Origin of the sequence: Paenibacillus zeirhizosphaerae (genome assembly GCF_030705605.1) — a bacterium.
In the GTDB taxonomy this organism is placed as follows: domain Bacteria; phylum Bacillota; class Bacilli; order Paenibacillales; family Paenibacillaceae; genus Paenibacillus; species Paenibacillus zeirhizosphaerae.
The window spans coordinates 168976-190091 of sequence record NZ_JAPCKK010000011.1 but is presented as its reverse complement, the minus strand read 5'-3'; the positions used below and the strand labels follow the sequence as shown (position 1 = coordinate 190091).

The following is a 21116-nucleotide window of genomic DNA, read 5'->3' as shown; positions in this document are numbered from 1 at the left end:
ACCCTTCGGGCCAAAGGGGACCGCTCCGCTTTTCCGGAATTGCTTCGTCCTCTCCGCTGCTTTTGTGCATCCCCCAACTTAACAAGAACAACCGGAAATCGCAATCTTTTGGCTTAACAAAATTGAAAAGGGGGATGCCCCAAGCTTTGGGACAGCCCCTTTTACTCATAATTCGCTAAAAATCAGTACATTTTAACCTCGTAGCCCGATTCCTTCCAGGCTGCGGTGCCGCCTTCGATGTAGGCGACATTGGTAAAGCCCATTTGCTTCAGCAGATAAGCTGCCAGAGCAGCCTGGCCTCCTGCGCCGCAGGTAGTCAGAACGGGACGGTTGCGGTCTGCCAGGCGCTCGTCGCGCAGCTCTTGCGGCAGTTCCAGATCAGCACGGATCGGAAGCATACCGAGCGAAATGTTCGCACTTCCCTGGATCAGGCCGCAGGCTCCCGCATCCGTGGCATCCTGAACATCGATGACGAAGGTATCCGGGTTCTCTTCAATCATTTTCTTAGCTTCCTGTGAGCTTACTCCTGTCACGTTTGCCTGTGCTTGCTTGAGCATGTCCATAAATGTTAACGCCATAGTTGTAGCCTCCATTCCATAGATTTTATACTCTCTAATGATATCCAATGATCACCAGCTTCGTCAAAGAAATAACCTTTTTGCATTAAAAAATGGAAAATATTCAGATGTAACCGGTGCTTTCATGAAAATTACGGTATATATTATAAAAATTTTATGTAAAACTAAAATTTTTTTCGACGTTAGGCTTGTGAAAGGTGTAATATAGAGTTATAGGATTCCGTTTCGGCCTGTTTGATTCACGAAGATGAAGTGCGTGGTCATTGCAGCAGCAAAAAGGCTTTTTCAATGTGTCATGGATTTATTTGTCCGGGATTCGCGAGCCGTTTATGCAAAGCAGGTAACGAGAAAGGAATGGACTTCTATTTTTAGAGTAAAGGAGGACGTTCACGTCATGTCAGAAAATCAACAAGAGGTGGCAGCTACACAGGAAGCTACCATGGAGTCCCGCGATGTGCTGGACCAATTGATGAAGCCGGAGGTTCAACAATCGTTGACCGTTCTGGTTGAAAATCTGCCAAAGTTGACCGAGATGGTTACAGTTATGACTAACGCCTATGATGTAGCGCGCAGTCTGGCGACAGACCCGGTATTTATCGGGGATATGAAAAGCTCCATGGGAGAGTTTGTGAAGCCAGTAACAGAATCGGCCAAAGGTATTGCTTCTGCTGCTATTGAAGCTGGTGACCGTGTACAAACCGAGGCGGGGACGGTTGGGCTGTTTGCTATGCTTAAAATGCTCAAAGATCCGAATGTGCAGAAGGGCTTGCGCTTCGCTCAGGCTTTCTTTGACGTTTTGAACGAGCGCCAGACACAAAACAAATAACTGCTGACTAATCAAGAACGGAGGATGGAAATGTCGAAGCAAATATTGATTCTTGGCGGCGGATACGGCGGATTGCTGGCCGCTTTGACGGCTCGTGAACATATGAGCCTGCGGGAAGCGTCGATTACCGTTGTTAACCGCTATGCGACACACCAGATTATTACAGAGCTGCACCGGCTGGCTGCAGGCACCATCGGCGAGAAGGCCGTGGCGCTGCCGCTGGAGAAGCTGCTGCGTAACAAGGATATCAACCTGAAGGTGGATACGGTAACAGAAATCAAGCCTGCAGAGCAGCATGTAACTCTAGCGAGCGGTACTACGCTCAGCTATGACGCGCTCGTTATCGCTCTGGGAAGTCAAACGGCTTATTTCGGAATTCCTGGACTGGAGCAATACAGCCTGACGCTGAAATCCGTGGATGAGGCAAACAAGATTCGTGCGCATGTAGAGGCGCGTTTGGATGCCTACAAGAAATCCGGCAATCCGGCGGATGCTACCATCGTAATCGGCGGCGGCGGTCTGACAGGCGTAGAGCTGGTCGGCGAATATGCGGATAAGCTGCCTGAAGTATGCCGTGCCAAAGGCATTAATTACAACGATATTCAATTGTATTGTGTTGAAGCAGGTCCTTCCATTCTGGCAGGGTTTGCCCAGCCACTGGTTGACCGTGCAGTAACCAGTCTGGAGAAACGCGGCGTTCAGTTCATTACCGGTGTGCCAATCACGGAAATGAAGGCTGACGAAGTGCTGCTGAAGGACGGACGTTCCATCAAGACGAACACCCTGATCTGGACCGGTGGCGTACAAGGCAACGTGCTTGTGGGAGCATCCGGCATTGCTGTGGATCGCGGACGCGCTACGGTTACTGCTACGATGCAGTCCACTTCCCATGAGAATATCTTCCTGGCTGGCGACAGCGCGGTTGTGTTCCCTGGTGAAGGACAGCGCCCATACCCTCCAACGGCACAGCTTGCTTGGCAGATGGGCGAGACGGTTGGTTACAACCTCTTTGCATACTTCAACGGGCATCCAATGGAGAGCTTCTCGCCTGTATTCTCCGGGACACTGGGAAGCTTGGGCAGAACGGACGCTATCGGTACCGTGGGTGCAAACCAGACCCAACTGAAAGGCGCAGTAGCCACTATGATGAAGGAAGGCAGCAACATTCGCTACCTGTCTCACATCAAAGGCTTATTTGCATTGGCCTACTAATATTATTTGGTCTATATACGAAACCCCGTATCCTCAACAGATGCGGGGTTCTTTGTTATGGGCTATTTGGTGAAAAGTGAGCGTCAAATAGCCCCCACCTAGCGGCGGGAGCGGATTTGAGGGATACTTCTATGAATTCTGTTTCGCGTGCGACCTGTTCTAGAGTGACGGCTGCGCCCTGAAATCGCTGTTCGCTCGATTCGTCAAGATCGCGCTCGCGATAATACTGAAGAGATGCTCAGATCGTGGTGCGGACGAGGGCTGATTGCTGAGCCACGCAAGCGCAGCAGCTAGCGAGAACAGGTCATCACCATCCATGTCGGTACGCGCCAGACCCTCGGCCTGAGCGCGAGCGAGAAGCCGCGTGCCTGCCGTGCGCATCGTGATGCATGAAGCGTGGAGTGCGGACTCCGGGTCCTCTTTGGCTGCCATCATCATGTCCACAACACCTTGATAGTTGCCCGTGAATGCAACGACGTCGCGTAGCCATGATACGAGTGCATCAGCGGGTGAATTCGCAGTTTCGAGCTCACGTGCCTTTGCCGTAAACTCGTCGAAGTTCGCGCGGAGCAAAGCTTCGAGCAGCGCCTCTCTCGTCGGGAAATGACGATACAGTGTGCCGAGCCCGACGCCAGCTCTGCGAGCGATGTCGCGCAGCGATGCATCGGCACCGTGCTCGGTTACAACGACGCTCGCGACTGCGAGGATGTGCTCATAGTTTTTCTTCGCATCAGCTCGCATGTGTTTCCTCCTTGACAAACGGATCGTAGCTCCGTATAGTTGTAATCGGAACAGTGATCCGTTTAAGTGGAGCACTGCTCTAGTAATAATAACACATCTGCGTGAAAGGAGAAAACAATATATGTCTACAAACACAATGAAGGCGATTCGGCAGCACGAATTTGGCGGCCCTGAGGTACTGCGTTACGAGGAGGCCCCGCTTCCCGAACTGAAACCGGGTGAGGTGCTTGTCCGCGTGCACGCGGTTGGCATCAATCCCCCTGACTGGTACCTGCGCGCCGGGTATAAGGATCTTCCTCCTGAGTGGCAGCCGGCGGTGTCCTTTCCCTTCATTCTGGGGTCAGACGTGTCGGGCGTCGTCGAGGCGGTAGCCACGGATGTGCAGGGCTTCTCCATCGGCGATGAAGTGTTCGGCATGGTTCGCTTTCCTAGCATGGGGGAGAGCGCCGCTTATGCCGAGTACGTCGCCGCGCCAGCGTCGGACCTTGCACTCAAACCGGCTGGCATCGATCACGTACAAGCCGCAGGGGCGCCGATGGCAGGTCTCACCGGCTGGCAGTACCTGATTGAACTGGGGCACAATGAAGCGAATCCGTTTCAACCGGAGTCGCATCGCCCGGTGCCGCTGGGCGGCAAGACGGTACTCGTCAATGGTGCCGCGGGCGGCGTGGGGCACTTAGCGGTGCAGTTGGCTAAATGGAAGGGTGCGCACGTCATCGCGGTGGCATCGGGCAAGCATGAGCCGTTCCTGCGCGAGCTCGGTGCCGACGAATTCATCGACTACACCAAGAGCTCTCCTGAGGACGTCGCGCATGACGTTGATCTCGTTCTCGATACCCTCGGCGGTCCCACCACCGGTCGTTTCTTGCGTACGCTCAAGCGGGGCGGCGCTTTGTTCCCGGTGTTCTTAGGCTTCTCCGATGCCGAGCAAGCCGCGAAGCTGGGCGTCACGGTCTCGATGACCCAAGTGCGCTCGAACGGCCCGCAGCTTGCAGAATTCGGGCGTTTGCTTGATGATGGGACGGTTCGCGTCGCCATCGACAGCACGTTTCCACTTGCCGATGCTCGCAAGGCGCACGAACGAGCCGCCCGTGGGCACATCCAGGGCAAGATCGTGCTCACGGTCGTGTGAAGACGACAGCTCGAATGACTCGCACGGCTCGTGGAACGTCGCAAGGTTTTACGACGTTCCACGAGCCGACGAGTGAGGATCGCCAATGGTTTTTAATGCAGCTTGCCAATTTCATTAAGCAAAAAAGGATGAACAAAAATGATTGTACTCATAGGCTATCTTCACCTGAATCCTTCTGATGTGGATGAGTTCACTGCAGACATTCCGGACATCGTTTCCAGTATGAGAACTGAAAAGGGGTGCCTCTTTTATGCCGTTACTTTGGAAGATGCGCGCGCCGGACGCATGCTGATCGTCGAACGGTGGCAAGATCAAGAATCGCTGACGGCCCATCTTGAAGGACAAAAGGCGGCGGCGTTTTTTGAGAAGTGGGGAAACAGGATCAAAATCGACGTTCTAAAATACGACGCCTCGAATGAACGCTCGTTCATGGAGTAAAAGAGGGCGAGTAGACCGGGGACAGATCCCGCTGACCTTGAGCATGTGGGATTTATAAAAGGACATGAAAAAAGGGCCGAAGCGAGATTCTCGCTTCGGCCCTTACCTTATCTGAACTAATTAGTTATCGAAAGTATCGAGCCTGGAATTGTCGCTGCTGTCAAAAATGGTTCCCGCAATATCTGCATCCTCGTACTCATTCTCAATAGCTTCCACGATGTCGTCTTTGAAGTCGCTCCGTTGGGCAACGCTCAGGCCGTTCCAGTCATCCTTCTTAACATAGACTCTTACTGTCACCTTATCTTCATCACCGGACAGTCTGATGTCGAATTTAACGTTTTTGTAGGTGCTGAAATCATCCTGGATTTCATCTTCAAGCTCAGAAACCTCCAAACCAGAGGACTCTTCGGTCACCGATGCAACTCCCGAGCTTCTTACGGAGATGGTAGACAGCGTATCAGAACTGCTGTCATCACGCACCGTACCGGAAATCGTCGCATCTTTGTAAGTGTCGCGGATGTCGTCAACGATGTCCTGGATCAGGTTGGTCTTCTTGCTGCTGGACAGCTTATCCCAACCCTTCTTGTCGACATTTACACGAAGGGTAACTTTATCCTTGTTACCGCTCAATACGATCTCGGAATCGGTATCTTCATAATTGCCGAAATCATCATTCAGGTCATCTTCCAGGTCGCTAATGTTGGAGCTGCTGTTGTTGTTGTTATTGTTATTTTTGTTACTGTCAATTTGCGCCTGCAGGGCTGCCTTGTCTTTCTGAAGCTGTGCAATGGTAGCATCCTTGGTCGCGGCTTCGGATTTCGCTGCAGTGAGCTGCTGGTTCAAGGTGTTGATTTGATTGTTCAGTGCTGTCACTGTGCTGTTATCAACCGGTGCTGCATTGTCTTCGATCACAACACGTTTATTGGAACCGTCCCAGGTTACTTTCTTATCCAGGGCTGTACCGACCATACGAAGCGGCAGGTAAGTCGTTCCGTTGATCATGAATGGCTCTGTGGATGCGTCTGACGGCACGGTGTTGCCGTTGTAGACAATGGCAATGTTGTTGTACACCGCTTTAATCGTTTTGGTAGCTTGGGCGGCATATGTAGGCTGAGTTAAAAGTGCGGCGGAAACGGCCAAGGCCGACACCGCAGTAATAATGACGGGTTTCTTGAATTTCATGCGCTTGTCTGCTCCTTTTTCTTAAAAATTGATGTCCGCTAACGGTGCGGAAGGCCCGATCCCCAATCTAGCAAATGATGGGTACGGAAGCTTACTACTAGAGTAACATTATTAGAAGAAAGAAAACAACATCAGTAATGTAACTTGTTACCAAGCTCCTTCTTCTGTATGTTAGACGCGCCAAAAAGGTAATAGGTTGCTGTTAAGACTTAAATTTATTTTTTTATTTGGCAAGAAATTTTCATCGCCGGGCACAAGACATGCTTTGATTTTCTTTCATGACATGCATGAATTTGGAAATCGTGAGCATATTATTATAGTCTGATTACGTCAAAGGGGGATTACCATGTATAAACGCCATGTTCCTGAGCCTGTCCCGGAGGAGAATACAGAGGTATGGTCCTGCACCAACAATGATTGCAACGGGTGGATGCGTAGGGATTTTACGTTCAACGGGGAGCCAAGCTGCCCTTTATGCGATTCGTCCATGAATCAGGAGGTCAGAATGCTGCCGATTCTGAATCTCGCTGGCGGTTCCTTTTCCGGCGCTCGTTCCTGATGCGGCCCGGCATGGAATTTCAGCGGGAGCTAAGGATGCTGGCTCATTGGCCACTTGTGCGTGCAAACGAATTTATGCTACATTAAAAGTAATTATGTGAAGGAGGTGAAGGTAGATGAATTTCGAGATGGTGAACAACCGTATTAGCCAGCTTCCCATTGCTATGGCTGGCATCGTTCATGCTGATTCCGTCAACGGGAGAAGTCTGTCCATTTTTAACAATACGGAAATAACTATCGCGAGAAGACGCCTACCTTAACCGAACGGATTGCTTTATCCGAAAGGGCTGCGGGCATATTCCTGCAGCCCTTTTTGTGCTGTGCGGGTCAGGGTCTTCATCACCTGAGGAGGACCTACTATGTATATCGTAAACGGGCAACAATTGAGAGCTTATCACGGAGCGAACCTCATTCTGGATGGGGTGGATTTTGAAATACATGAAGGCGAGAAGGCTGGACTGATCGGACGCAACGGCAGTGGGAAAACAACGCTGCTTAAGCTGATTGCGCGGCAGAACACACCGGACGAAGGCCTGCTGACGCATAAGAAGGATATCCGCATCGGGTACCTGCCGCAAATTCCAGAGGAGTTCGAAGCGATGACTGTCCATGAGGTGCTCGCTTATGGTTACCGTGAGCTGCAGGAATGCCATCGCCAGATGAGCTGGCTGGAGCAGGAGATGTCCGATCCGGACGCGGCGGCTACCGAGCGAATGGAGAAGCTTCTGAAGTCGTATGCTGCGCTCCAGGAGCGTTTTGAACAGGCAGGCGGCTACGAAATGGAGGCGAATATCAATCAGGTGGCGAACGGACTGCATATTCCCGAGTCTGCTTATAAGCGCATCTTCGGTTCCTTATCGGGGGGAGAGAAGACCAGGATCGCGCTCGCGTCCCAGTTGATCGGGAAGCCTGATCTGCTGTTGCTGGATGAACCGACGAACCATTTGGATCTGAAGGGGCTGGAATGGCTGGAGCAGTTTCTCCGCAGTTATGCAGGGGCCTGCGTCATCGTGTCCCATGACCGCTACTTCCTGGATGCCGTCATCGGCAAAGTGATTGAGATTGAAGATGGCGAGGCGCATACGTACCTCACTCATTACAGCGGTTATCTGAAAGAAAAGGAGGAACGCCTCCTGATTCAGTTCGCGGACTACCAGGAGCAACAGAAGCGGATCAAGAAAATGAAAGAGGCCATCCGGCGGTTTGAGGAATGGGGCCGGATCGGCGACAATGAGAAGTTTTTCAAAAAAGCCGCATCCATCCGCAAGGCGCTGGAACGGATGGAGCTGATCAAACGTCCTGTACTGGAGCGGCAGAGTGCGGATTTCGACCTGAATCCGCAGGACCGCTCGGGCAGGAAGGTGGTACGTTTCGAAAATCTTCATAAAGCATACGCAGGGCGGCCGATCCTGGCCGGTGCCGAAGGCAGCCTGGAGTTCGGCGAGAAGGTAGCGCTACTGGGGGATAACGGGGCAGGTAAATCCACCCTGCTGCGTCTGCTGCTTGGCAATGAGCAGCCCGATGTCGGCCATGTGGAATGGGGCTCGCGTGTGGAGTACGGTTATTTGGCGCAGCAGGAGGAACGGGAGGAGCTCTCGGATACGGTGCTCACCTTTTTCCGGAAGGAAGCTGCTGTGGAAGAGGGGGAGGCCCGCGGTATTCTGGCAAGGTATCTGTTCTACGGTGCTGATGTCTTTAAGCCTGTGCGCATGTTGTCCGGCGGAGAATGGTCCAGACTGCGGCTTGCGCTGCTGGTCATGAAAAAGCCGAACCTGCTGCTGCTGGATGAACCGACCAATCACCTGGACATCGATTCGCGGGAGGCGCTGGAGGAAGCGCTCGAGGCTTTCCCCGGCACGGTGATGGTCATCTCCCACGACAGATACTTTGTCAACAAGCTCGCGCGGCGGGTATGGGAGCTGGAGAACGGGCGCTTGACCTCTTATCTGGGAGGGTTCGACGATTACCGGGAGAAGAAGCGGCAGCTTGAAGACATCTGCAAGGTCCCGGAGAAACGGGAAGAAGTGGTTGTGGACAAAGGGAAAGGAACTGCCGGAAGCAAGGCGGAGAACTCGAATCAAGCCTTGGCTGCCATGGAGAAGCTGGAGCGGCGCATCACTGCCCAGGAAGCGGCGCTCACAGCGCTTGAAGCCGAGCTGGAGCAGGCCACAGATGATCCGGTAAGGCTGGAGGAGCTATGGAATGCTCGGGAAGAGCAGCGTGAGCGGCTGGACGCGCTGCTGGCTGAGTGGATTGCATTGGAATAGTTGCACTGGCGGCCCCGGAGTGCTTCAATGAATAGAGACAGTGAACCGGAAGGTTCGGATAAGCTGAAGGGGGACGCAAGGCAAATGACGGACAGAAAAAAAGTCATCATCGATACGGATACAGCAGGGGACGACACGATTGCCCTTCTGACGGCGATGCACTATTTCCAGGTCGAAGGTGTGATGATTACCGGCGGCAATGTGCAGTTTGACCAGCAGGTGGAAAATGCGCTCTACACCATTCAAGTTGCAGGCAAAGGCGGAAGCATCCCGGTCTACAAGGGGCACGAGAAGCCGATGCTGGCGCTCGGGGAGCGCCAGCATCGGACGGTGGAGGATGTGCACGGCTCTGACGGCATGGGCGGAGCGAATTTCCCGCTGGCAGTTCAGCGACCGGAGCAGGGGCATGCGGTTGACTTTCTGATTGAGAAAATTCACGCGAATCCTGGTGAAATTCATCTGCTGGCGATTGCGCCGCTGACTAACATAGCCATGGCCCTTCAGAAGGACCCGACAATCATTCCGAAGATTCCTCACCTGTACATCATGGGCGGCACGAATAATTCCTTGGGCAATATTACGCCATCGGCCGAATACAATTTCTGGGTTGACCCGGAAGCCGCCAGAATCGTACTGCATTCCGGCGTGCCGATCACGATGGTCGGCTGGGATATGTGTACCCGTTATTCGGTGATGGAGGATACGAACCATGAGGAGATTGAGCGGATAGGGACAGCGGGGGCGCAGTTCTTTATCGATATTAATAAAGTCGTCAAGCAGTTCAATAAAGAGGTGCACCGGCTGCCGGGCACCACACACCCGGATACGCTGCTGATGGCTGTAGCGGCCGATGAATCGATTATGACTCGTTCGGGCATGTATCATGTGGATGTGGAGACGGCGGGCGAGCTGACACGCGGTTACAGTCTTGTGGATATCAACAACCGGCTGGAGCGTCCGCGCAATGTAAGAGTGTGCGAGGAAGTGAGCCGGGAAGCATTTACCGCGATGTTGTATGAAGTGCTTGGAGCGATTCAGTAGACTTCGCGGGTTATCCTATAAGAAAAGAGCAGATGGAGCTGTCCAAAAAGTCATGAAAATGGCTTAGGGCAGCCCCTTTTTCAATTTTGTTAAACCAGAAGATTGCGATTTCCGGTTGTTCTTGTTAAGTTGGGGGATGCACAAAAGCAGCGGAGAGGACGAAGCAATTCCGGAAAAGCGGAGCGTTCACCTTTGGCCCGAAGGGTCAACAGTGATTGGAGGAATGCTTCGTTCTCGGAGCGTCTCACCCACGCATGAAACACGCACGAAAAGAGTGCCCGTGGCCCCCGTTGCGCCTGATGATCTACCTGTAATTTTCACAAACAAATCCGTCACAAGCACCGGAACACGCTGACTCTCTCCTAGCTTGCCCCTCTTTCAACTACGCTCTTCTCTGGTAATTCGCACCGGCGTACACCCTTTTCCATGCCATGGATTGTTGTGTCTCACTAGGTTCGCCCCGATTAACTATTTTTTCCAAGTAATAAGTCACAGCTTGTTTCATATGAATAGACAGAATAGCTGTCAAGTAGAGCAAAGGGTTCAAAATGCGGGACGATTTCGAACAATCCGGAGTTATCTGAGGTTTCCCATGAGATATTCTCACACGTAAGGAAATCAGGCTCTATAGATGGAGGATGAGCACCATGAATGGCAACACCGGGATATCGGGAGCACTCTACCTGCGAATTTCACGGGACAAGGGAGAAAATGAAGATACGCTTCAGAATCATCGTGAGCTGATGGAGGAATTTTGCCGTGAGCACGGTTATACCTTTGAGGTGTACGAAGAAATTGTGAGCGGGGGAAAGTATAATCTGGATGCACGCCCCCAATTGCAGAGACTACTGGATAACATCGAACGATATAAAATTATTTTTGCGGTATCCCTGGACCGTCTTTCACGGAATGGGCTCGTATCGCAGCAGATTAAGCAGCTTTGTATCGATCATGATGTTAAAATCATGACGCCTGCCCAAACGTTTAACCTGTCAGGCTCACAGGAGGATCGTCTATTGTATGATGTAAGCTCTTTGTTCGCTACGTTGGAATATGAGATGATCGGACGCAGAGCCAAAGCCAATAAAATACAGCGGGCCAGACGGGGAGAGCATGTCAGCGGGAAGGCTGCTTATGGCTATCGACGCAATCCTGATACCAAGCAGCTAGAAATTTACGAGCCCGAGGCCGGGGTGGTTCGATACATTTTCAAGCTATACATCGAAGGTTTCAGTTGCCGCAAGATTGCCAATCTATTGAACCGTGAGGGCTTCACAACACAACAGTTGAATGACTTCCTGCCCATCAACATTCTGCTGATCCTGCGGAATCCCGTGTATAAGGGAACCCTGGTGTTTCAGAACCGAAAGCGGATCAAGAAGGGCCAGGTGCACAGCTACAAGGTGTTGGAGACGATCATTACGGATCACGCCCACCCTGCGATCATTTCGCCGGACGATTGGGAGCAAGCCAATCGGAAACGTATGGAAGGCAAGGGACAGACCCCGTTGACCCGCGAGAAGCTGGCCGGCCAAACGGGAGCCACCATGCTCAAAGACCTTCTGTTCTGCGGTGTTTGCGGAAACAAACTTGAGATTCAAAAGAAGAGACACGGGGTTCTCTTCATCAGGGCTTGCAGAAATGTGCTGCCTGACAGTCGTATGAAATGTAACAACCAGGGTATGAAGCTGCAGTTCCTGGAAGAAGAAGTGGTGTTGCAGATCCAGAGCCACAAGCAACGTCTGGCAGCTCACCTCCTGCAGCAGCAAGAGGGGGATGTCAACCTTATGGATCTTCAGGAACGTCTGGCTATGATTGAAACACGGCTACTGGAGAACAAGCGGCTACAAGGGAACTTGATCGAACTGGCGCTGGAAGACGTCCTGTCGCACGAAGAACTCAAGGCGAAGAAGCAAACCTTGCTGGAACAAGGTCACATGCTGCAGGAAACGAAGGAGAAGATCGTGCAGCAGATCCGGAACATAGAGGCTGTACCTCTTGTGGATCTTACGATACGCATGATCAGACTGCTTGAGGAATTCCAATCCCTGACGGTCGAGGAGCAGAACGAGACCTTGAAGCAGTTTGTAAAACAAATCCACTATGAGCGAGTCATGCCGGAAGGGATTCGGAAACAATCCACCAGGAGCCAGGAACGCCAAACCTATCCCTTCCGCTATACCATTGAATATTATTCGTGAAGGCTGCCTACAGCAGTTTTTTTATTATATGGCTTGATACCCCGCCATACTCCTTTTTAGCTTCCACTGAAACGTTTACGTAAACCTAATACGTTTAACTGACCAGTTCTACTAAAACATCCTTCACCCGCATGTCCCAAATAGGATTTAAGAGAAATGCACGATCGTTCTTCCCCGCGACTGCCCCTGTAAAATATCGGTGAGTGTGTCAGGCAGCTCGTTCAGGGTCACTTCCTTCTCCACAAGCAGCTCAGGCCGCTGCGGCTTTAGATCATTTGCCAAGCGTTCCCATACCCGCAGCCGGGTATCGTATGGGCAGAAGACCGAGTCGATGCCGAGCAGATTGATACCGCGCAGAATGAACGGATGCACGGTGGTTGGTACAGCGCTTCCGCCCGTAAGGCCGCTGACAGCGACGGAGCCGCCATGAGCGATATGGCTCAGGATGGCAGCGAGCGCCGCCCCGCCGACCGGATCGACAGCGGCCTGCCAGAGCTGCTTGTCGAGCGCCTTGATTCGGCCGCCGTCATAGACCTCGTCACGGGACAGAATTTCACTTGCGCCGAGGGAACGCAAATAGTCATGGGTATCGGCCTTGCCTGTACTGGCGGTAACCTCATATCCTGCTTGTGACAGCATGGCAACCGCAGCCCCGCCTACGCCGCCAGTGGCGCCGGTGACGAGCACCTTTCCCTTGCCGGGTGCCATGCCGTTCTGTTCCAGCCGGTCAATGGAGAGAGCGGCGGTAAATCCGGCTGTGCCGAAGATCATCGCCTCCCGCAACGATAAGCCATCCGGCAGCGGCACGACCCATTCGGCCGGCACGCGCACATATTCGCTGAAGCCGCCGAAATGAGTGACGCCGAGCCCGTAGCCGGTAACGAGCACCACTTGACCTTCCCGATAGCTGTCATTCGTAGAGGCTACTACTGTGCCCGAGCAGTCAATGCCGGGTACGAAAGGATAAGAGGTGACGATTTTTCCATCCGGCGTACCGGCGAGCCCATCCTTGAAATTGACGCTGGAATAGGCCGTCCTGATCAGGACCTCCCCTGCAGGGAGATCCTTGAGGGTGAGTGGGGAGATGTTCATGGTAAATGTATCCGTGAGATCGATGACAAGTGCTCGAAATGTCAGGGACATGAAACAACCTCCTTTCATATTATTGAATAGAGTTAATCATATTTTACAACTGGTTTACATGTATTTTCAAAAAACTGCTGCTTTTTCATTTTGGGTATGCTAACATACCCCTTGACCTATTAAAAGCCAAATGAAGAAAGGTGACATCATTGACTGCGAAAGCACTAAAAAATAGATCGCTGCCGTCGGGGAATTCGTTGAGTATCTTCCATTTAACCTGGCCTATTTTCCTGGAATTGTTCCTGTTCATGCTGATGGGAAGCATGGATACCTTCATGCTCAGCTCCGTATCCGATAATGCGGTATCGGGAGTTGGCGCGGCGAATCAGATCATTTCCATCGCGATTCTTGTCCTTGAAGTGATCGGCAATGGTGCTGCCATCGTTGTCGCACAATATATTGGTTCGAAGAAGCTGCTTGAGGCCGCCCGCGTCACGGGAACGGCGATTACGTTAAACCTGATCGTGGGTCTGCTGCTGAGCGCATCCTTCCTGCTGCTCGGTACACACATGCTGCAATGGTTGAATGTACAGGGTGAAATCCTGACTTATGCACAGTCCTATATGAGCATTGTTGGTGGCGCCATCTTCCTGCAGGCGCTGATTAACGCGCTGGCAGCAACGATCCGCACGCATGGCTTTACCAAGGAAACGATGTATATTTCGGTGCTGATGAATGTGATCCACGTGGTCGGCAACTATATGCTGATCTTCGGCAACTTCGGCGCTCCCGCTCTGGGTGTGGAAGGTGCGGCGATCTCCACCGTCGGCAGCCGTCTAATCTGTCTTCTGATCTTCTTCTGGCTGATGTACAGAGTGACGGAAGTTCGCGTGGAATTTATGTATTATGTCAGATTGTCCAGAGAATATATTGTCAAAATACTGCGCATCGGCATTCCGTCCGCGTTGGAATCCATCACGTATCAGATCTGCCAGCTCGTATTCACTCTCTATGTAACCTATCTGGGGGCTGAAGCGATGGCGACACGGCAGTATGCTTTAAATATTTCCAGCTACATTTATCTGTTCAGCATGGCGGTAGGCATGGGGACGGCGATTATCGTAGGACGCCTGGTCGGAGCCCGGGAGAAGGATGCCGCGTTCGCGCGTGTGTTGAAAAGCGCCAAATGGGCGCTTCTGGTTACGGTTTCCATCGATCTGATCGTCATTGTCTTCCGGGTACCACTCATGGGCATCTTCACGGATAATCCTGATATTATCCGGCTTGGCGCTCAGGTGCTCCTGCTCAGCTTGGTGCTGGAAAGCGGCCGCACCACAAACATTGTCATCATCAGCTCCCTGCGTGCTTCCGGGGATGCGAAATTCCCGGTGTTCATAGGCCTGCTCTCCATGGTGTGTATGAGTCTTCCGCTCGGCTACCTGTTGGTGTTCAAGCTGAACATGGGACTGGCGGGTGTATGGCTGGCCATTGCCGCAGATGAATGGACACGTGCCGTGATCATGTACTTCCGCTGGAAGAGCCGGGTGTGGGAGAAGCATGGGCTTGTTGGGCAAGAATCTACCGACAAGCCGGCGGCTCCTGCTCCCGCGATGTGACGCTACTATACTGTAATTGGCCTTCGTCTGTCAGGGGGATTCTCTCCTGGCGGGCGAGGTTTTTTTGTTTTACTCAATTAAATGTAGAAAAATGGAATGCGCTGTCCTATAATAAAACCCGTCATCATGGCAGGTAGCAGACAGGATGATTGGCCTGTACAGGAATCAAGGAGAGAACATAAACATGTACAAAATCTCTTTAATGATCATAACGGTATTCATGCTGCTTAGCAGCCTGGATGCAGGTTTGTTCGGAGAAGTTTCGTCGGCCGCCACTGTAGCCCGGACACCGGTGGAGAAGTATGGTCAATTATCGGTGAAGAACGGGCAGTTGGTCGACAAGGCCGGGAAGCCGGTTCAACTCAAGGGAATGAGCTCCCACGGCATCCAGTGGTATGGAGATTTCGTCAATGAGAAGGCGATGCAATCTTTGCGCGACGACTGGGGAATCTCCGTGTTTCGGGTAGCGATGTATACGGAAAGCGGTGGATATATTTCCAATCCTGGACTGAAGAAAAAGGTGAAGGAAGCGGTAGAAGCAGCCCGCAAGCTGGGCGTGTATGTGATCATCGACTGGCATATTTTATCGGATTATGACCCTAACAAGCACAAGGCTAAGGCTAAGGCATTTTTCGGTGAAATGGCTGGTCTGTATGGCAAGACCCCTAATGTCATCTATGAGCTGGCGAACGAGCCTAACGGCGGCGTAACCTGGAATGGACAAATCAAGCCCTATATTGAGGAAGTAAGCGCCGTAATCAGGGCCAAGGACCCGGATAATATTATTATTGCGGGTACAGGTACATGGAGTCAGGATATTCATGCTGCAGCGGATAATCCGGTTGCAGATGCCAATACCATGTACGCTCTGCACTTCTATGCAGGAACACATGGGAAGGCTTTGCGGGACCGGATCGATTATGCGCTCCGTAAGAAGGCCCCCATCTTCGTGTCCGAGTGGGGAACGAGCGATGCTCAAGGCAGTGGAGGCCCGTTCCTGAACGAGGCCAAGGTGTGGATCGATTTCCTGGACAGCCGCAAGATCAGTTGGGTGAACTGGTCCTTGTCGGATAAGGTAGAAACATCTGCTGCGCTTCTGCCGGGAGCGAGCAAGACAGGCAACTGGCCGGACAGTCAGTTGTCGCCATCCGGCCGGTTCGTGAAGCAAGAGCTGCTGGACAAGTCGCCGGTGGGGAATGCGGGCAGTGGCAAACCCAAGCAACCGAGCAAACCTAGTCAACCCAGTCAACCAGGTAAAGATAAAGGGAACGATACTGGCAACGGTAAAAAAGATACCGCAGGAATCGTCCTGCAGTACCGCAACGGTGACGGTAACCCGTCGGATAATGCACTAAAGCCAGTGCTTAATATCGTGAATACCGGGCAGAAAGCTGTATCATTAAGTGATCTGAAGATCCGCTATTATTTCACGGATGAGAGCAAGCAGAAGCCGCAGTTTTTTGTGGATTGGGCCAAGATCGGGGGTTCCAGCATACGCGGAGCATTCACCACGATGACCACTCCGTCTGCCCGTGCAGACCGTTATGTGGAGCTGTCATTCGGGAAGGGAGCTGGCTCCATTCCGGCAGGCGGAGAGAGCGGGGATATCCAGCTTCGTATTCATCCGGCGGATTGGAGCAACTATGATGAGACCAATGACTACTCTTATGCCGGGACTGCAACAAGCTTCAAGGATTGGAACCGGGTTACCGCCTACAAAAACGGAACTTTGGTATGGGGAGTGGAACCTTGAACTGCTCCAGGAATTTTCCTAAATGAGCCTTAAGTTAGCAAAGGGATGTAACGATAGAGAAAAGGAGAGAATGATTAAAGGTAAATTTTCAATGGGGAGGTGATTTGCTTTTGATTATTAACGAGTTGATATTGGAAAATTTTCATGGTTTCGAGAAAAGGGAAATCACCTTTTCGGAACAATTTACTGTGCTTATTGGAGATAACGGTACTGGAAAAACGGCTATACTTGATGGATTAGCAATTGCTCTAGGCTCCTTTCTCAGCGGGCTTAATGGAGTGCAATCCAGGCATATTAGAAGAGATGAGGTTCACAGAAAAACCTTTATCCAAGGTGGACTAGCAGATATTCAATTACAATTTCCTGTTAAAATTACCTGCAAAGGCACTATTGGTGATCAAAAACTAGAATGGTCTAGATCATTAAGAGGGAAGCAGGGGTCAACGACGAGCAAAGAAGCAAAAGCAATCATGGAGTATGCGAGTGAATTGCAGGGAAATGTAAGTGCAGGCAGGCCTGTCATTCTACCCTTGGTCTCTTATTATGGAACGGGCAGGCTGTGGGTTCAAAGGAGTGAACGAAACGAATACAAAATCCGAAATGACCGTTTAGGAGGGTATTCATTCTGTCTGGATCCTGCATCTAGTGAGAAGCACTTTACTCGTTGGATGGAAAAGATGACGTATATAGAATTACAACGGAAACAGGCACCGGAAGTCTTGGATGCGGTTCGTAAAGCAGTGAGTGTATGTATGAAAACATGGAGAACAATTGAGTTTGATGTGGATTCTGAAGAACTTCGAGCTGTAAAGGAAGATGGTACAATCTTACCTTTTCGCCTTTTAAGCGATGGTGTTCGTAATATGATTGGAATGATTGCAGATATTGCACACAGGATGGCACAGTTAAATCCCGCGTTGGAAGCCAGTGTAGTTAAAGAGACTCCAGGAGTAGTGCTGATCGATGAGTTAGATCTTCATCTTCATCCGAAATGGCAACGTTCTATTGTGAATGACTTAAAACGCACTTTTCCGAAAATACAGTTTATTGTTACATCTCATTCCCCCTTTATTATCCAATCTCTTGACGAAGGTGAATTACGTCGTCTTCAAGAGATAGATGACGATGAAGAAGTTATGAGTGATGAATTTGTTAACAGAAGCATTGAAGATATTTCGGAGATCGCTATGGGGATAGAGGGGGTGCAGCGTAGCGAGAAACTGAACGAAATGTATAGAGCGGCAAAAGAATATTATGCTTTGCTTCAACAAGCCAAGAACACCTCAAGTGAGGAACTTGAAGAACTAAAGCAAAAATTAGATGATATTGAGTCGTTATACAGTTCAGATGTAGCATATTATGCCTTTTTGGAAATGGAAAGAAAGGCTGCTGATTTAGGGAGAAATAATGGATGAGACCTATAGAAAAAGGATTGCCGCCTATTGATGTCAATGGTTTTCTATTCAGTTTACTAAGTATCAAGAAGCAAGAAGTCACCTCATTGAAAGATTAGGAGCATATTGCTCTTATTGTGAACGAGCCCTTGGAGGAAATATAGCGGTTGAGCATGTTCACCCCAAGTCAATAGTTCAAAGTTTAAGGGAAGACTGGAGTAATTTTTTGCTAGCCTGCGGGAACTGTAATTCAGTAAAAAGTGATAAACCTATTGTTTTGAGTGATTTTTTCTGGCCTGATAAAGATAATACAGCATTGGCTTTCGAATACTCAACGGGGGCAGTTATATCACCATCTCCAGTGCTTAGCCCGAAACAAAAACAAATGGCTGAAAATACTATCAAATTAACGGGCCTTGATCGCATTCCAAGTTCTGACCCGTTAATTAACCCAGAAGCTAAAGACCGTCGCTGGAGAGAACGTAGAACGGCATACGATAAAGCAGAACATTCAAAGGTAAGACTCTCAACCTGTAATACAATAGAGATGAGGGAGCAAATTGTGGAAACGGCAACATCAACAGGATTTTTCTCAATTTGGATGACTGTATTTAAAAATGATATTGATATGATGACTAGATTCATAAATGCTTTTCCTGGAACTAGTGCTAACTGTTACGATGCGAGTTGTTCACCTGTATCGAGGGGGGCATTGTAAATTGAAGAGTAGACGAGCGAAACTCTTGTACGAATTTGTGAACCAAGAGATCATTAGAATCCGGGAAATGCACTCCTAAGAGTATTTCTTAGTCTAAAGTTTAACTTTTCTCCTCCTACTTCCGCAGGAGGATTTTTTATTTTCAGTCCCTATTCGAAATCCATTTGCTCCATCACAGCGGTTAGAGAAACAACTATTTTGCCGAAATATTTAACTCCAGCGAAACGTGAGAATAGCTACGGCGGAGGGATCAAGGTTAAGTTCTATGTAGTAAATTTACTAAAAAAAACGTATACTCATTTACGATCATGTTTACGAAGAGGCGATAAGAGGAGATTGGGTAATGAAGAAATTGACCATAGCGGATGTAGCCAAGGAAGCGGGAGTGTCCAAAAGCACGGTTTCCCAGTACTTGAATAAACGATATAAATATATGAGCGACGCGACCAAGGATCGAATCGAACAGGTCATCAAGGAATTAAATTATCAGCCTAACGGGCTGGCAAGAGGGCTGAAGCATAATCGCACCTACATGGCAGGCGTCATCGTCGGCAATCTGGAGTATACGCTGTCGATCCAGAGCATCCGGGCGATTGAAAGTGAGCTGCAGCAGTCAGGCATCCAAGTCATTATCTGCAACGCGGATGAGAATCCTGACAAGGAAAACCGGCACATTGACATGCTGATGGCCCGTAAGGTGGACGGGCTGATCATTTTTCCGACAGGACAAAATGCGGGAGCCTACAACCGGCTGGTGGAAGAGAAGTTTCCGCTTGTTTTTCTCGACAGGCTGGTGGAGGGAGTCAATACCCCGAGCTTGCTTCTCGATAATGAGATGGCTGTCAAAATCGGGATACAGGAGCTGACAGAGCATGGTCATACCCGAATCGCTCTTGTGACGCTGCCTATCGGAGAGCACAGGATCACGCCAAGAGTTGAGCGGGTGAGCGGTTACAAAAAAGGGATGGAGGAGCAGGAGCTTCCCCTCCGGCAGGAGTATATGCACAGCGTGCCGAGGGATGAGATCTTTGCCACGCTTGACCGGCTGTTCGCGCTGGAGGAGCCGCCGACCGCGTTGCTGGCCGGCAATGACATCGTCCTTGCCGAGATGCTCCAGTTCGTGAACGCAAGAGGCATGAGAATACCGGAGGATGTGTCCATCGTGGGCATCGATGATGCCCAATTCGCGCATATCTATAATCCAGCGATTACAACGATCCGCCAGCCTACGGCGGATATCGGGAGACAGGCAGCGAGGACGCTTATGAGCTCTATTGAGGACAGGGACAGCGCCGTTCCGATCATCTACCGTTTCGTACCGACACTGGTGCGCGGGCAATCGGTAGGGAGCTGGAAGGGCTCTGGCAGGAAGGGGGGTTAGACTAGAATCCCCCTCGAACCCATCTTATTTGTGTTCCTGCATAAAAGCCTTAAGCTGTTCGCGTGACGGCAATCCGTCCGAATCGCCTGGCGACATGACGGCCAAGGCCCCGACCGCATTCCCGCGCTGCACAGCCTCTGTCAGGGAGAGTCCGTCGAGCAGCCCGCTGATGACCCCAACGGCAAACCCGTCACCGGCTCCGACGGTATCCACCACCTGCTCCACCTTAAAGCCCTTCACCATTCCCTCTTCACCGGCTGTTTTATAATACGCGCCTTCCGCCCCCATTTTGATCACGACAACCTTGACGCCCCGCTCCATATAGAAAGCGGCGATATCATGGGGTTCAGTATATCCGGTCAATATTTTGCCTTCCCCAATTCCTGGCAGGAACCAGTCGCAGTAAGCGGACAGATCGTTGATTGCATGGGCCATTGTTGGTGTATCAGGCCATAGCTTGGGCCGGAGATTCGGATCGAAGGAGATCGTGCGCCCCTTGTCTCTCATGAACTTCATCGCATGCAGCGCAAAGCTGTGGCATGATTCGGACAGTGCGGGGGAGATGCCGGTTACATGCAGATGCCGCGCGGAAGAGAAGTAGTCTTCGTCAAAATGCTCCAGGCTGAGCTTGGAGGCGGCGGAGTTTTTGCGGAAATACTCGACCTCCGGGTCCCCTTCCTCTACCTTGGATTTAAGCAGCATTCCAGTAGGGGCTTCATTTGTAAAATAAACCGATTCGGTATCAATCTTCTCTTGTTGTAAAGCCTGTGCGATAAACCTGCCGAACGTATCCTGTCCGAGCTGGGTTACAAGACCGGCGCTCAACCCCAGGCGGGACAAGCCAGTGGCTACGTTGGTTTCGGCGCCTGCGAGCGCCTTCGAGAACGAAGTCACCTCGTGCAAAGGTCCGGTTTCATTCGCATAAAACATGGCCATCGGCTCGCCGAAGGTTACGACATCCAGCTTGTTAGTCATGTCTAAAATCCTCCTCATTC

At 51.0% G+C, this 21116-nt stretch carries 19 protein-coding genes and 1 pseudogene; 15 read left to right on the top strand and 5 right to left on the bottom strand.

Annotation, left to right across the window (positions count from 1 at the left end; translation table 11 throughout):
* Nucleotides 1-182: 182 nt before the first annotated feature.
* Nucleotides 183-578: a rhodanese-like domain-containing protein gene (locus tag OIN60_RS05585; RefSeq protein WP_305753864.1), complete on the bottom strand. Its 396-nt coding sequence runs from the start codon at nt 576-578 to the stop codon at nt 183-185.
* A 394-nt stretch (nt 579-972) separates the two neighbouring features.
* Between OIN60_RS05585 and OIN60_RS05580 the strand changes: the two genes are divergently transcribed.
* Nucleotides 973-1404, top strand: a complete 432-nt coding sequence (locus OIN60_RS05580; RefSeq protein WP_305753863.1) for a DUF1641 domain-containing protein — start codon at nt 973-975, stop codon at nt 1402-1404.
* 30 nt (nt 1405-1434) lie between these two features.
* Complete coding sequence (locus OIN60_RS05575; RefSeq protein ID WP_305753862.1) at nt 1435-2616, top strand: NAD(P)/FAD-dependent oxidoreductase; 1182 nt, start codon at nt 1435-1437, stop codon at nt 2614-2616.
* 159 nt (nt 2617-2775) lie between these two features.
* On the opposite strand, the gene OIN60_RS05570 is transcribed toward OIN60_RS05575, so the two are convergent.
* Complete coding sequence (locus OIN60_RS05570) at nt 2776-3357, bottom strand: TetR/AcrR family transcriptional regulator (RefSeq protein WP_305753861.1); 582 nt, start codon at nt 3355-3357, stop codon at nt 2776-2778.
* 121 nt (nt 3358-3478) lie between these two features.
* Here OIN60_RS05570 and OIN60_RS05565 point away from each other — a divergent pair, with 121 nt between their 5' ends.
* Both OIN60_RS05565 and OIN60_RS05560 read left to right on the top strand, forming a co-directional pair.
* Nucleotides 3479-4489, top strand: a complete 1011-nt coding sequence (locus tag OIN60_RS05565) for an NADP-dependent oxidoreductase (protein ID WP_305753860.1) — start codon at nt 3479-3481, stop codon at nt 4487-4489.
* Between the two features lie 138 nt (nt 4490-4627).
* Nucleotides 4628-4927: a putative quinol monooxygenase gene (locus tag OIN60_RS05560; protein WP_305753859.1), complete on the top strand. Its 300-nt coding sequence runs from the start codon at nt 4628-4630 to the stop codon at nt 4925-4927.
* 120 nt (nt 4928-5047) lie between these two features.
* Here the strand turns inward: OIN60_RS05560 and OIN60_RS05555 are convergent, their stop codons facing one another.
* A complete protein-coding gene (locus OIN60_RS05555; protein ID WP_305753858.1) occupies nt 5048-6109 on the bottom strand; it encodes a stalk domain-containing protein in 1062 nt (353 codons plus the stop codon).
* Between the two features lie 346 nt (nt 6110-6455).
* Between OIN60_RS05555 and OIN60_RS05550 the strand changes: the two genes are divergently transcribed.
* From OIN60_RS05550 to OIN60_RS05530, 5 genes are all read left to right on the top strand, one after another.
* A complete protein-coding gene (locus OIN60_RS05550; protein ID WP_305753857.1) occupies nt 6456-6668 on the top strand; it encodes a cold-shock protein in 213 nt (70 codons plus the stop codon).
* Nucleotides 6669-6783: 115 nt separating this feature from the next.
* Complete coding sequence (locus tag OIN60_RS05545; protein WP_305753856.1) at nt 6784-6927, top strand: RAxF-45 family protein; 144 nt, start codon at nt 6784-6786, stop codon at nt 6925-6927.
* Nucleotides 6928-7026: 99 nt separating this feature from the next.
* A complete protein-coding gene (abc-f, locus tag OIN60_RS05540) occupies nt 7027-8934 on the top strand; it encodes a ribosomal protection-like ABC-F family protein (RefSeq protein WP_305753855.1) in 1908 nt (635 codons plus the stop codon).
* Between the two features lie 84 nt (nt 8935-9018).
* A complete protein-coding gene (locus tag OIN60_RS05535) occupies nt 9019-9975 on the top strand; it encodes a nucleoside hydrolase (protein WP_305753854.1) in 957 nt (318 codons plus the stop codon).
* 647 nt (nt 9976-10622) lie between these two features.
* On the top strand, nt 10623-12176 hold the full coding sequence (locus OIN60_RS05530; RefSeq protein WP_305753853.1) for a recombinase family protein: 1554 nt from the start codon (nt 10623-10625) through the stop codon (nt 12174-12176).
* 147 nt (nt 12177-12323) lie between these two features.
* On the opposite strand, the gene OIN60_RS05525 is transcribed toward OIN60_RS05530, so the two are convergent.
* Nucleotides 12324-13319, bottom strand: coding sequence for an acrylyl-CoA reductase family protein (locus OIN60_RS05525; RefSeq protein ID WP_305753852.1), 996 nt, complete (start codon nt 13317-13319; stop codon nt 12324-12326).
* Nucleotides 13320-13468: 149 nt separating this feature from the next.
* Here OIN60_RS05525 and OIN60_RS05520 point away from each other — a divergent pair, with 149 nt between their 5' ends.
* From OIN60_RS05520 to OIN60_RS05495, 6 genes and pseudogenes are all read left to right on the top strand, one after another.
* On the top strand, nt 13469-14875 hold the full coding sequence (locus OIN60_RS05520; protein ID WP_305753851.1) for an MATE family efflux transporter: 1407 nt from the start codon (nt 13469-13471) through the stop codon (nt 14873-14875).
* Between the two features lie 184 nt (nt 14876-15059).
* Nucleotides 15060-16628: a cellulase family glycosylhydrolase gene (locus OIN60_RS05515; protein WP_305753850.1), complete on the top strand. Its 1569-nt coding sequence runs from the start codon at nt 15060-15062 to the stop codon at nt 16626-16628.
* Nucleotides 16629-16738: 110 nt separating this feature from the next.
* Nucleotides 16739-18043 (top strand): AAA family ATPase, encoded by a 1305-nt coding sequence (locus OIN60_RS05510; protein WP_305753849.1) that lies wholly within the window; start codon nt 16739-16741, stop codon nt 18041-18043.
* Between the two features lie 46 nt (nt 18044-18089).
* Nucleotides 18090-18227 (top strand): annotated as a pseudogene (locus tag OIN60_RS22555) (HNH endonuclease); the annotation flags it as partial.
* A gap of 21 nt (nt 18228-18248) precedes the next feature.
* Nucleotides 18249-18740 carry a hypothetical protein gene (locus tag OIN60_RS05500; RefSeq protein WP_305753848.1) on the top strand — a complete coding sequence of 164 codons (492 nt, stop codon included), beginning with the start codon at nt 18249-18251 and terminating at the stop codon, nt 18738-18740.
* 343 nt (nt 18741-19083) lie between these two features.
* On the top strand, nt 19084-20121 hold the full coding sequence (locus OIN60_RS05495; RefSeq protein WP_305753847.1) for a LacI family DNA-binding transcriptional regulator: 1038 nt from the start codon (nt 19084-19086) through the stop codon (nt 20119-20121).
* A 24-nt stretch (nt 20122-20145) separates the two neighbouring features.
* On the opposite strand, the gene OIN60_RS05490 is transcribed toward OIN60_RS05495, so the two are convergent.
* Nucleotides 20146-21096: a sugar kinase gene (locus OIN60_RS05490; protein WP_305753846.1), complete on the bottom strand. Its 951-nt coding sequence runs from the start codon at nt 21094-21096 to the stop codon at nt 20146-20148.
* Between the last annotated feature and the right edge of the window lie 20 nt (nt 21097-21116).